10 protein-coding genes are annotated in these 12,862 nt (G+C 31.6%); 9 read left to right on the forward strand and 1 reads right to left on the reverse strand.

Going from position 1 to position 12,862, the window contains the following annotated elements:
• Nucleotides 1-28 precede the first annotated feature (28 nt).
• The 4 genes from ACEQT4_RS03560 (at nt 29) to queG (ending at nt 5,177) form a co-directional block, all read left to right on the forward strand.
• Nucleotides 29-1,819: a cbb3-type cytochrome c oxidase subunit I gene (locus ACEQT4_RS03560; RefSeq protein ID WP_027879455.1), complete on the forward strand. Its 1,791-nt coding sequence runs from the start codon at nt 29-31 to the stop codon at nt 1,817-1,819.
• 67 nt (nt 1,820-1,886) lie between these two features.
• A complete protein-coding gene (ruvB, locus tag ACEQT4_RS03565; protein WP_027879454.1) occupies nt 1,887-2,909 on the forward strand; it encodes a Holliday junction branch migration DNA helicase RuvB in 1,023 nt (340 codons plus the stop codon).
• 16 nt (nt 2,910-2,925) lie between these two features.
• Nucleotides 2,926-4,254: a cytochrome P450 gene (locus ACEQT4_RS03570; protein ID WP_370226045.1), complete on the forward strand. Its 1,329-nt coding sequence runs from the start codon at nt 2,926-2,928 to the stop codon at nt 4,252-4,254.
• A gap of 2 nt (nt 4,255-4,256) precedes the next feature.
• Nucleotides 4,257-5,177 (forward strand): tRNA epoxyqueuosine(34) reductase QueG, encoded by a 921-nt coding sequence (gene queG / locus ACEQT4_RS03575; RefSeq protein WP_370226046.1) that lies wholly within the window; start codon nt 4,257-4,259, stop codon nt 5,175-5,177.
• On the opposite strand, the gene ACEQT4_RS03580 is transcribed toward queG, so the two are convergent.
• On the reverse strand, nt 5,161-6,192 hold the full coding sequence (locus ACEQT4_RS03580) for a LacI family DNA-binding transcriptional regulator (protein WP_336068237.1): 1,032 nt from the start codon (nt 6,190-6,192) through the stop codon (nt 5,161-5,163). The two genes, queG and ACEQT4_RS03580, sit on opposite strands and share 17 nt — an antisense overlap.
• A 155-nt stretch (nt 6,193-6,347) precedes the next feature.
• Between ACEQT4_RS03580 and ACEQT4_RS03585 the strand changes: the two genes are divergently transcribed.
• The 5 genes from ACEQT4_RS03585 to ACEQT4_RS03605 all read left to right on the forward strand — a co-directional run bounded on the left by ACEQT4_RS03585 (nt 6,348) and on the right by ACEQT4_RS03605 (nt 12,776).
• Entirely contained in the window at nt 6,348-8,963 is a 2,616-nt protein-coding gene (locus ACEQT4_RS03585; RefSeq protein WP_370226047.1) for a TonB-dependent receptor domain-containing protein, read from the forward strand.
• A 75-nt stretch (nt 8,964-9,038) separates the two neighbouring features.
• Nucleotides 9,039-9,392, forward strand: coding sequence for a glutaredoxin family protein (locus tag ACEQT4_RS03590; RefSeq protein WP_370226048.1), 354 nt, complete (start codon nt 9,039-9,041; stop codon nt 9,390-9,392).
• A gap of 5 nt (nt 9,393-9,397) precedes the next feature.
• Nucleotides 9,398-10,696, forward strand: coding sequence for an MFS transporter (locus ACEQT4_RS03595; protein WP_027879449.1), 1,299 nt, complete (start codon nt 9,398-9,400; stop codon nt 10,694-10,696).
• Between the two features lie 3 nt (nt 10,697-10,699).
• Nucleotides 10,700-11,863 carry a glycoside hydrolase 100 family protein gene (locus ACEQT4_RS03600; RefSeq protein WP_027879448.1) on the forward strand — a complete coding sequence of 388 codons (1,164 nt, stop codon included), beginning with the start codon at nt 10,700-10,702 and terminating at the stop codon, nt 11,861-11,863.
• Between the two features lies 1 nt (nt 11,864).
• Nucleotides 11,865-12,776, forward strand: a complete 912-nt coding sequence (locus tag ACEQT4_RS03605) for a carbohydrate kinase family protein (protein ID WP_027879447.1) — start codon at nt 11,865-11,867, stop codon at nt 12,774-12,776.
• Nucleotides 12,777-12,862: the final 86 nt, after the last annotated feature.

Raw genomic sequence — 12,862 nt, forward strand, 5'->3', positions numbered from 1 at the left:
TTTTAATTAAAGAAAAGATTATTAGATTATGTCAGCACACGTAGAAGCACATGCACATGACGATCATGGTCATCACCATAAAGAAACATTTATAACTAAATATATATTTAGTCAAGACCATAAAATGATTGCCAAGCAGTATTTAATTACTGGGCTTATAATGGGAATTATTGGAGTTGTAATGTCTTTAATGATGCGTATGCAAATTGCATGGCCTGGAGAACCAAACGCTTTCCTTCAAACCTTTTTAGGTAAATGGGCTCCAGACGGTGTAATGAGCGCAGATATTTACTTAGCTTTAGTAACAATTCATGGTACCATCATGGTATTTTTTGTGTTAACTGCAGGTTTAAGTGGTACTTTTAGTAACTTATTAATACCATTACAAATTGGAGCAAGAGATATGGCTTCAGGTTTTTTAAACATGGTATCTTATTGGTTATTCTTTGTGTCTTGTGTAATAATGGTTGCTTCATTTTTTGTTGAAGCTGGACCAGCAGCAGCAGGTTGGACTATTTATCCTCCATTAAGTGCTTTACCTATGGCTCAAGGTGGATCTGGTCTTGGTATGACATTATGGTTAACCTCTATGGCTATTTTTATTGCCTCTTCTGCTTTAGGATCATTAAACTACGTTGTTACAGTATTAAACCTTAGAACAAAAGGTATGTCTATGACTAGATTACCTTTAACAATTTGGACATTTTTCGTAACTGCAATTATTGGTATTGTTTCTTTCCCGGTATTATTATCTGCAGCTTTATTATTAATAATGGATAGAAGTTTTGGAACATCATTCTTCTTATCAGATATATTTATTCAAGGTGAAGTTTTACATTACCAAGGAGGATCTCCTGTATTATTTGAACATTTATTTTGGTTCTTAGGTCACCCAGAAGTTTATATCGTATTATTACCAGCATTAGGTATTACTTCAGAAATTATTGCAACCAACTCACGTAAACCTATATTTGGATATCGTGCTATGATTGCTTCAGTTTTAGCAATTGCATTTTTATCGACAATTGTATGGGGTCACCACATGTTTGTATCAGGTATGAATCCATTCTTAGGTTCAGTATTTACCTTTACAACATTATTAATTGCAATTCCTTCTGCAGTAAAAGCATTTAACTATATTACCACATTGTGGAAAGGTAACTTACAGCTTAACCCAGCAATGTTATTCTCTATAGGTTTAGTTTCTACCTTTATTACAGGTGGTTTAACAGGAATTATTTTAGGAGATAGCGCATTAGATATTAACGTCCACGATACATATTTTGTAGTAGCTCACTTCCACTTAGTAATGGGTATTTCTGCACTTTATGGTTTCTTTGCAGGTGTTTATCACTGGTTCCCTAAAATGTTTGGTAGAATGATGAACAAAAACTTAGGTTACGTTCACTTCTGGATCACTGCAGTTTGTGCTTATGGTGTATTCTTCCCAATGCACTTTATTGGTATGGCAGGATTACCAAGACGTTATTATACAAACAGTGCATTCCCATTATTTGATGATTTATCAAATGTGAACGTTGTTATTACTGTATTTGCTTTAGTAGGTGGAGCTTTCCAAATCGTATTTTTCTATAACTTCTTCTCTAGTATTTTCTACGGAAAGAAAGCAGAACAAAACCCATGGAAGTCTAACACTTTAGAATGGACTACTCCAGTAGAGCATATACATGGTAACTGGCCAGGAGCAATCCCAACTGTACACAGATGGGCTTACGATTATAGTAAACCAGGACATGATGACGACTTTGTTCCTCAAGATGTACCTTTAAAAGAAGGAGAAGAAGAGTTACAACACTAATCATCACTCTAAAATATTTAAAAAGCCTTTCTAAACAGAAAGGCTTTTTCTTTATATTTGCTTTTGTATGAATGAAAACCTAGATCCAACAAACGATAATTTTTCTCCTGAAGAATTTGATATCGAAAAAACTTTAAGACCTCTAAATTTTAGCGATTTTACAGGTCAAGATCAGGTATTAGAAAACCTCCAAATATTTGTACAAGCAGCCAATAAAAGGTCAGAAGCATTAGACCATACGCTTTTTCATGGTCCACCAGGTTTAGGTAAAACGACATTAGCAAATATCTTAGCTAATGAGCTTAATGTTGGTATTAAAGTGACTTCTGGACCAGTTTTAGATAAACCAGGTGATCTTGCAGGACTTCTTACTAACTTAGATGAAAGAGACGTTCTTTTTATAGATGAAATTCATCGTTTAAGTCCAATCGTAGAAGAGTATTTATATTCTGCTATGGAAGACTATAAAATTGATATTATGATTGAGTCTGGACCAAATGCAAGAACCGTTCAAATCAATCTAAATCCGTTTACTTTAGTTGGCGCTACAACGCGTTCAGGATTGCTTACAGCACCTATGCGCGCTCGTTTTGGTATTCAAAGTAGATTACAATATTATAGCACCGAATTATTAACAACAATCATACAACGTAGTGCAGACATTTTAAATGTACCAATTTCTATGGAAGCTGCAATAGAAGTTGCAGGTCGTAGTCGTGGTACACCAAGAATTGCTAATGCATTATTGCGTCGTGTTAGAGACTTTGCGCAAATAAAAGGTAATGGATCTATAGATATCAAAATAGCTAAATATGCTTTAGAAGCTTTAAATGTTGATGCTTATGGTTTAGATGAAATGGATAACCGAATCCTTTCTACTATCATCGATAAGTTTAAAGGTGGACCAGTCGGTATAACAACCATTGCTACTGCAGTTAGTGAAAGTTCAGAAACTATTGAAGAAGTTTATGAGCCATTCTTAATTCAGCAAGGTTTTATCATTCGTACGCCACGAGGAAGAGAAGTAACCGAACTAGCCTATAAGCATCTTGGAAAAATAAAAGGACCAACACAAGGCGGTTTGTTTTAAGAAAAGAATAAAATTTATGAAGCAACAAACACATATTCCTGAGGTTTCATTGCTTCAGTTTATAAAACATTCTTTCAAAATTCTAAAAAATCCGTTACCATTTCATCATAGAAATTTTAATAAATATGGTGATATTTTTAGGCTTAATATTGGCGCAAAAAATCATATTTTCTTTTCCCGTGATGCACAATTAGCTATTCATGTACTTCAGAAAAATCAAAAAAAATATACAAAGTCAAAAATTCAAACTAAAGATTTAGCAAAATATGTTGGTAAAGGACTATTAACTGCAGAAGGAGATCATTGGAAAACGCAGAGAAAACTTATTCAACCTGCATTTCATAAAAAAAATCTTCAACAGTTATTAGATACGATTCAGTCTGCAATTAATACTGAGTATGATAAAATCGAAACCAACAAACCTATAGATGTCTTTCCTATTTTTAATGATTTAGCGTTTCAAACTGTAGTTAAATCTTTATTTAGTAGTGCCGCAAATGAAGACGAGATAAATAGACTACAACACATTACTGAAGAAGTTCAGAAAATGTTGGTCAAAGAGCTTAGACAACCGTACCTAGGTTGGTGGTTTAAAATAAGTGGTACATTACAAAATCACTTAGATTTAGGTCAAGAGTCTAAAGATATTTTAAAACGAATTGTAAACCAACGCCAACAATCTAATATCAAGTACAACGATTTATTAGATATGTTGTTGTCTGCAAGATATGATGATGGTTCTTCAATGGAAGAGAAGCAGCTGTTAGACGAAATTTTAATACTATTTGTTGCAGGTCATGAAACCACATCAAATGCATTAACGTTTACTCTACAGCTATTAGCGTTACATCCTGAATGGCAAGACAAGATTTATGTTGAAATAAAAGCGAATGAAGATGAGCAAGACTTGATGAATCTTGTCATGAAATCAAAAATTTGTCAGCAAGTTATTGAAGAATCTATGCGTTTGTATCCGCCAGTTTATTTTATAGACCGAGTGAATATTGAGGACGATAATTTTAAGGATTATCATTTTAAAGCAAATTCAAATCTGTTGTTTTCGGTTTTCGAAATTCATCGTCATCCAAAACTTTGGGATCAACCAAATAAGTTTTTACCAGAACGATTTGAAGATGGTGGTAGGCAATTTTCTTCACAATATTTTCCTTTTGGAGCTGGACCAAGAAAATGTATTGGTAATAATTTTGCAATGTTTGAAATGATTATAGCAATAAACGAAATTATAAAACGCTACAAAATCAAACCAGAATTTAAATCTATAGATATTTTGCCTCTTATTACTTTAAAACCAAAAAATGCTATCTTAAATTTTGAAGCTAGATAATATTGAATACTAAAACTAAATACACGCAATTAATTAAAACCGAAGCAAAACGTCTCGGTTTTTTGTCGTGCGGAATTAGTAAAGCTCAATTTTTAGATGAAGAAGCGCCACGTTTAGAAAAATGGTTAAATAAGAATATGCATGGTCAAATGTCGTATATGCAAAATCATTTTGATAAGCGTTTAGATCCAACAAAATTAGTAGAAGATTCTAAAAGCGTCATTTCGTTATTACTTAATTATTATCCAGAACAAACGCAAACAGAAGACAGTTATAAACTATCAAAATACGCTTACGGTACAGATTATCATTTTGTAATAAAAGATAAATTAAAGCAGCTTTTAGCGTTTATAAATGAAGAAATAGGAGAAGTCTATGGTCGTGCTTTTGTAGATTCTGCACCAGTTTTAGATAAAGCTTGGGCAGCAAAAAGCGGGTTAGGTTGGATAGGTAAACATAGTAACCTATTAAGTCAAAAAACGGGCAGCTTTTATTTTATTGCAGAATTAATTATAGATTTAGAGTTAGATTACGATAACCCAACAACTGACCATTGTGGGACATGTACAGCTTGTATAGACGCGTGCCCAACACAAGCAATTGTAGAACCTTATGTGGTAGACGGAAGTAAATGCATTAGCTATTTTACTATCGAGTTAAAAGACGAATTACCGTCTAATATGAAAGACAAATTTGACGATTGGATGTTTGGATGTGATGTGTGTCAAGATGTTTGTCCATGGAATAGGTTTAGTAAACCTCATAATGAACCATTATTTAATCCGCATCCAGAATTGTTATCTATGACTAAAAATGATTGGCAAGATATTACCAAGGATGTTTTTAATAAACTATTTAAAAAATCAGCGGTTAAGCGTACAAAATTTTCTGGTTTACAAAGAAATATTAACTTTTTAAAATAGGTTTAGTAGAGTTTCTAACTATTAAATCTGTATCTAGTACAACCTTTTTATATCTAAATTCCTCATTTTTCTTTTTAGCTTTAATCTCTTTATATAAAACTTTAAAAGCTTCTTTACCCATTTTAAATCCAGGTTGATTTATGGTTGTTAGAGAAGGAGATACAACTGTAGACATAAACCAATTACTAAATCCAACTATAGAAATATCTTCAGGAACTTTTATATTCATTTCATTAAAAGCAGTAATTGCTCCGATAGCAACTAAATCTGTATTTACAAAAATACCATCAACATTTTTATGTTCTTCAACTAATTTTTTTGCATAATATTTCCCTTCTTCAAAACTAACATCATTTAAAACATAAACTAGTTTAGAATCGTAAGGTATGTTAAAATCTTCTAGTGCTTTTTTGTATCCTAAAAATCTATCAATTGAGTTTTGAGGTAGCAATGGACCTCTAAAATGGGCAATTTTTTTACAACCAATTTCAATTAAATACTTTGTAGCTTCATAAGCAGCTTTTCTATCATCAATAATTACCTTCGAGCAGTCAATAATTTTTGCAATTTTATCAAACATAACCAAAGGTGTATCATTATCTATAACCTCTTTAAAATGATCAAATTTAGAAGTGCCATTAGCTATCGAAACTAAAATCCCATCCACTCTTTTGTTTTGTAATAGCTCTAGTTGTTTCTTCTCTAACTCATAAGACTCGTTAGACTGTAAGATTATAACTAAATACCCTTTTTTTTCTGCCTGAGCAATAATACCCTTAATAACACTAGAGAAAAAATGATGTACAATTTCAGGAACTATTAACCCAATAGTTTTAGACTCTTTAGTTCTTAAATTTACTGCAAAAGAGTTTGGTTTATAATTCATCTCTTTAGCAGTTTTAAGAATAAGCTTTTTGGTTTCAGGATTTACATCAGCGTATCCTTTTAAAGCTTTAGACACAGTAGATACAGAAACATTAATTTTTTCTGCAATTTCCTTTAAAGTAGTTGGCATTTTATATGTTTTTGTAAAAGTAACTAAAATTTACGAAAACGTTTTTGTTATTTTCGAAAACGTTTTCGTTTAGAAATTTATATTTTTATTAAGATCTAGTTATAAATTTGACAACAAACAACTAATAATTTTGAATATTTAAAACTCATTGCATGATGAACACGATTAAAACAAAATGCTTTTTAGCAGTTTCTTTTTTCTTTTCATTATCGTTTGTATTGGCTCAATCAACGATAAAAGGAAAAGTTAAAGACCTTAGCGGTACACCAATACCAGGTGTTAATGTAATTTTAGATGGAACAACCAAAGGATCTCAAACAGATTTTGAAGGTAATTACACGATTTCTAACGTAGAAAATGGTACTTACATTGTAAAGGCGTCATATTTAGGGTATGCATCCCAATCTAAAAATGTTTCAGTTAATAATGCAGATGTAACATTAAATTTTGATTTAGAAGAAGATACAGAATCTTTAGATGAAATTATTATAACAGGTGTTACTAATCCTAGATCAAAAATTGAATCTAGTGTATCTGTAACAAGTATGAAGCCTAAGGTTATTGCTCAGTCAGCGCCTCGTACAACTGCAGAAATTTTTAGAACGATACCAGGTATTAGATCTGAATCTTCTGGAGGAGAAGGTAACTCCAATATTGCTGTTCGTGGTGTACCAATTTCTTCAGGTGGATCAAAATATGTCCAACTACAAGAAGATGGATTACCAGTGTTGTTATTTGGTGATATTTCTTTTGGTACCGCAGATATTTTTACAAGATTTGATTCTAATGTAGCGCGTATAGAAGCAATAAGAGGTGGATCTGCATCTACATTAACATCAAATGGACCAGGTGGAATTATAAACATCATTAGTAAAACCGGAAAAACAGAAGGTGGTAACTTAGCAACAACAGTTGGTTTAGATTATAATTCTTTTAGAGCAGATTTTGATTATGGTACTAAAGTAGGAGAAGACTTATACTTGCATACAGGTGGTTTTTATCGTGTAGGAGAAGGTGTGAGAGAGACAGGTTTTACGGCTAATAATGGAGGACAATTAAAATTAAGTTTAACAAAAGAATTTGAAAAAGGTCAAATTAGAGTTTATGCTAAATATTTAAATGATAAAGCTGCAGCTTACTTACCAATGCCAATGAAGGTAACAGGAACAAATAGTAATCCAGATTGGAGTAATGCGCCTAATTTTGATGCAACAACAGGATCTTTACACTCGTCAAATTTATTACAAACAGTAGGTTTAGGTGCAGATGGACAGTTAAGAAGAGGAGATGTAAGAGACGGTATGCACCCTAAATCTACATCTGTAGGTATGGAAGCAAAATTTGATATAGGTGAAGGTTGGAAAATTAAAAACAACGCAAGATTTTCTGCAAATAGCGGAAGCTTTGTGTCTCCATTTCCAGCAGAAGTTGCTTCAGCATCTTCAATAGCAGATAGTTTTGGAGCAGGATCAACATTACAATTTGTAGATGGGACAGCAGTCCCTACAAACAGTTTAGTAGCTAGAATACATATGTTTGATGTAGAGTTAAACAACTTTAACAACTTTATGAATGATTTTAAACTTCAAAAATCTTTTGAAGGTGTAGATTTAACTGTTGGTTACTTTAAATCTTTACAAAATGTGTCAATGTCTTGGTTATGGAATTCATACTTACAAGAAGTTAATGATGATAACGCAAGATTAATAAATGCATTTGACGCATCAAATAATCCATTAAGCGAAAACGGATTGTATGCTTACGGAGTTCCGTTTTGGGGTAACTGTTGTACAAGAAACTACGATACACAATACAATGTTTCTGCACCATATGCTAACGTAACAGTAGAAGCTACAGATCAATTAACTTTTGATGCAAGTGCAAGGTATGATAAAGGTAGAGTAGATGGTTCTTTTGCAGGCGCAGTAACAACTCAATTTGATATTAATAATGATGGAGTTATTTCTGTACCAGAACAAAGCGTAGCTGCAATAGATAATGCTAATGTAACACCAGTAGATTATGATTACGATTATTTTTCATACTCAATAGGAGCAAACTTCAAGATTAAAGAAAACCAAGCAGTTTTTGCAAGATATAGTAAAGGTGCTTCAGCAAAAGCAGATAGAATTTTATTTTCTGGATTAAACTATACAGACGGAGATAGAATAAACGCTTTAGACTTTATTAGACAAGCAGAATTAGGTTTTAAACAAGGATTTAAAAACGGAGCTTTGTATGCAACTTTCTTTATGGCTAATACAGCCGAAGAAGGTGGTTTTGAGGCTTCTACAAATAGTATCATAGAAAATGATTATAAATCTAAGGGATTAGAAGTAGAAGGTTTTTACAACTTTAATAACTTTAACTTACGCGGTGCTGTAACTTACACAGATGCAGAAGTAGACTCAGGTGCTAACGAAGGTAATACACCAAGAAGACAACCAGATTTTATTTATAACATAATGCCATCTTATAACTTTGGTGAAACAAAACAAAACTCTATAGGATTAAGCTTTACTGGTCAAACAGAAGCTTATGCACAGGATAATAACGAGTTAGTAATGCCAGGCTTTGTTATAGTAAGTGGTTTTGCTAACGTTAAGATTACAGATTCACTTTTTGCTAACATTTCTGCTAACAATATTTTTGATAGTATAGGTGTAACAGAGGTAGAAGAAGGAAGCATTGTAGAAAATCAAGACAACTATGTTAGAGCTAGACCTTTACCAGGAAGATCTATGACACTTGGTTTACAATATAAATTTTAAAATTTATTTGATTTGATTGATAAAAATAGGTTGGTATTTAAAAAAAGTATCAGCCTATTTTAAATAAAGCTTACTGTGAAAACAATAATTCTAAATACTTTTTTTTCATTAATATTTCTTTTCAATACAAGTGTAATTAAAGATCAAAATCAATTTAAAAATAATAATATTCAAGATGTAATAATAGTTTATGGAAGTGATACTTGCCATTACTGTTTGGATGCAAAAACATTTTTAAATAAAAACAATATTAAGTATACGTACTATGATATTGATAAAAATGAAAAAGCATTAAATGAAATGCTTACTAAATTAAGAGCAAAAAAAATAAGTGTTTCAGATTTAAAGATACCGGTAATAGATAAAAACGGAAACATCTTTACAAATAACATTAAGTTTGAAGATTTTTTAAATAAGATAAAAGAATAAACGTAATGCTAAAAAAACCAAAATTAAGTTTCTGGCAAATACTAAATATGAATGTTGGGTTTTTCGGAATCCAATACAGTTTTGGTTTACAACAAAGCGCAGTTACACCTATTTACGATTTTCTAGGAGCAAGTCCTGATCAAATCCCAATACTACATTTAGCAGGACCGGTTACAGGTTTAATTGTACAACCATTAGTTGGTGCTTTAAGTGACAAGACTTGGCATCCTAAATTAGGTAGACGTAAGCCTTTCTTTTTAATAGGAGCAATATTATGTAGTATAGCTTTGTTAGCTTTCCCGTTTAGTAGTTCATTATGGATGGCTGCTGGTTTATTATGGATTTTAGACGCAGGTAACAATACTGCTATGGAGCCTTACCGTGCTTTGATTGCAGATAAATTAAGCGAAGAGCAACAACCACTTGGTTTTCAAATGCAAAGCTTTTTTACAGGATTTGGACAGACATTAGCTAATTTATCTTTATTTATTTTTCCTTTAATTATAGTTGGTACCACAGGTTCATTACCTTCATGGGTATATGCATCTTTCTTTTTAGGATCTATATGTTCTATCGGATCTATTTTGTGGAGTATGAGTAAGACTAAAGAAGATCCACCAACAAAAGAAGAGTTAGAGTTAATAAGAAGCAATGATAAAGGAATTTTTCATCCATTATTAGAGATAATAGAAGCTATCAAAGATATGCCAAAAGTAATGTGGCAATTAGCTTTAGTATATCTATTTCAGTGGTATGCATTATTTTGTTATTGGCAAAACTCTTCAAAAAGTGTAGCGCTTTCTGTCTGGAATGCTACACCAAGTTCTAATCCAGATGCATATGCAGAAGCAGTTGGTTGGACAGGATTAATTAACGGTTGGTATAATATTATCACATTTTTAGTTGCTTTTGGTTTAGTATATCTAACAAAAAAAATAAAACCAAAACATGTACATGCTATCTGTTTACTTGTAGCAGCAGTTGGTTTTTTTGCATTTCCAATTATAGAGAATAAAAATTTATTGTTTGTAGCAATAACAGGATTTGGTATTGGCTGGGCAAGTATGATGGGTATTCCTTATTTAATTGTTGTTTCAGACATACCAAAAGAAAGATACGGAGTTTATATGGGAATTATCAATATGATGATAGTTATACCAATGATTATTCAAACATTGTCGTTTGGATACATACTTAAACACTTTTTAGGTAATGATCCAAGAAACGCAATAACTTTTGCAGCAGTACTATTGGTTATCAGTGCTGCACTAACATTAATTATTAAAACAAAAAATAAAGCTTAATATATGCACTACGAAAAGTCCATAGAGTTACTTTTAAAATGCAGTACAGAAAAAGGATTTGTTGCAAGCGCTCAAGATATTTCAAATTATAAACGTGTTTGGGCTAGAGATGGAGTAATATGTGGTTTATCTGCTTTAGCTTCTGGACATAGAGAGTTAATAAAAACATTTAAAAACACATTACTTACACTAGCAAAGCATCAACACGAAGTAGGTACAATACCATCTAATGTAGGTGTTTCAGAAAAAGATGAATCTGTAAGTTATGGTGGATTAGCAGGTCGTGTAGATGCTGCTACTTGGTTTGTAATTGGTGTTTGCCAATACGCTAACTATACTAATGATTTTGCTTTTTTTAATGATTTAAAACCAAAAATATACAAAGTATTACAGCTTTTAAATGCTTGGGAATTTAATAATAAACACCTAATGTATATTCCGTTATCGGGTAATTGGGCTGACGAATATATTACCGACGGATATGTCTTATACGACCAACTATTAAGGTATTGGGCAATACAATCTTTTAATTATTTAGAAAACGATCAAAGCTTAAGTAATAAGCTTATTCAAATAAAAAATCAAATTAAAGCAAACTTTTTTCCTAATTCTAATAAAGAAAAATTTCATGATCGTGCCTATAATGCAATAAAGATAGATTCATTTTTACCGTGCTCATTCTCACCATCAGGATATAAAACTAACTACGACGCGTTTGCAAATGCATTGCTGTTAATTTTAGATTTTGGAGATAAAAAATTTAAAAACAAACTAATAGATTACAGTTTAGAATTAGCAGAATCTACAAAATTAGGTTTGCTACCTGCTTTTTGGCCAGTTATAAAACCAAACGATCAACATTGGGATTTACTCAAAGACAACTGTAAATATGAATTTAGAAATTACCCATACGAGTTTCATAACGGTGGTAGTTGGGCAATGGTTAATGGTTTTTTTGGATTAGGACTACTTAAACAAGGAAAAACAGAACAAGCAAAAAAAATACTTAAAAATATAGATAAAGTTAATCAAGTTGAAGATTATAAGTTTTACGAAAACTTTAATACTAAAACAACAGAACCTAACGGAGTGCCTTATTGCGCATGGAGCGCAGCAGCATCTGTGCTACTTACTCAGTCTATAAAACAACAAATAAAATTTATTTAAATTGAAAACTATAGATATTTTATGCGTTGGTGAAGTATTGTTAGATTTTATTGGAGAAGAAGCTAATAAAACAGTACAAACAACAAGCGCATATAAAAGATACTTAGGAGGATCTCCTACAAATGTTGCAGTAAATGCAGTAAAGCTAGGCTTAAAATCTGCATTAGTTGCTACTTGTGGTAATGATGGATTAGGACGTTTTGTAGAAGATAAATTAACCAAAAGCAATGTAGATGTAAGTGCACTAAATAAAACTGAAGAGTATCCAACATCTATCATTTTAGTGTCAAAATCTACAGAAACTCCAGATTTTTTACCATTTAGACAAGCAGATTTTCATATAAATGAAAGTCAAATTTCAGAACAATTAATAGAGTCGTCAAAAATTTACCATACAACTTGTTTTGCGTTAAGTAAAAATCCGGCAAGAACAACAATTCTAAATAAAGCAAAAAAAGCAAAAGAAAAAGGATTGTCACTTAGTATAGATATAAATTATTCTGAAAAAATTTGGCCAAACACAGAAGAGGCAATTTCTGTAATTAAAGAATATTTAAAATTAGATCCTTTAGTAAAATTAAGTTTAGATGATTGTAAGCGATTATTTAAAGAAGATAAAAAAGACCAATTTATTTTTGATTATTTTCATTCTTTAGGTGCATCAGTAGTATGTTTAACAAAAGGAAGTGAAGGAGTTGTGGTATCTGATAAGTCTGGAGAGTTAGTAGAAAAAGCAAGCTTAAAAATAGAAAATATTAAAGACGCAACAGGTGCTGGTGATGCTTTTTGGACAGGTTTTTTATATAGTCAACTAAATAATAAAAATTTAGAGGATAGTGTTGATTTTGCTCAAAAAATAGCAAAACAAAAACTTCAACACGTTGGAGGTTTACCTAATCATGTTAAGTTTTAAAATAATTATTCATAATTTTATGAAAAGCTACCTATTAAAGGTGGCTTTTTTTATACACTAATTTTAAGCAAACAATTATATAGCTT

Origin of the sequence: Mesoflavibacter sp. (assembly GCF_964226795.1) — a bacterium.
Lineage (GTDB): Bacteria > Bacteroidota > Bacteroidia > Flavobacteriales > Flavobacteriaceae > Mesoflavibacter > Mesoflavibacter zeaxanthinifaciens.

Coding starts and splice junctions, on each gene's coding strand:
- ACEQT4_RS03595 (WP_027879449.1), top strand. CDS start 9,398: ATGCTAAAAAAACCAAAATTAAGTTTCTGGCAAATACTAAATATGAAT.
- ACEQT4_RS03585 (WP_370226047.1), top strand. CDS start 6,348: ATGAACACGATTAAAACAAAATGCTTTTTAGCAGTTTCTTTTTTCTTT.
- ACEQT4_RS03570 (WP_370226045.1), top strand. CDS start 2,926: ATGAAGCAACAAACACATATTCCTGAGGTTTCATTGCTTCAGTTTATA.
- ACEQT4_RS03600 (WP_027879448.1), top strand. CDS start 10,700: ATGCACTACGAAAAGTCCATAGAGTTACTTTTAAAATGCAGTACAGAA.
- ACEQT4_RS03560 (WP_027879455.1), top strand. CDS start 29: ATGTCAGCACACGTAGAAGCACATGCACATGACGATCATGGTCATCAC.
- ACEQT4_RS03580 (WP_336068237.1), bottom strand. CDS start 6,192: ATGCCAACTACTTTAAAGGAAATTGCAGAAAAAATTAATGTTTCTGTA.
- ruvB (WP_027879454.1), top strand. CDS start 1,887: ATGAATGAAAACCTAGATCCAACAAACGATAATTTTTCTCCTGAAGAA.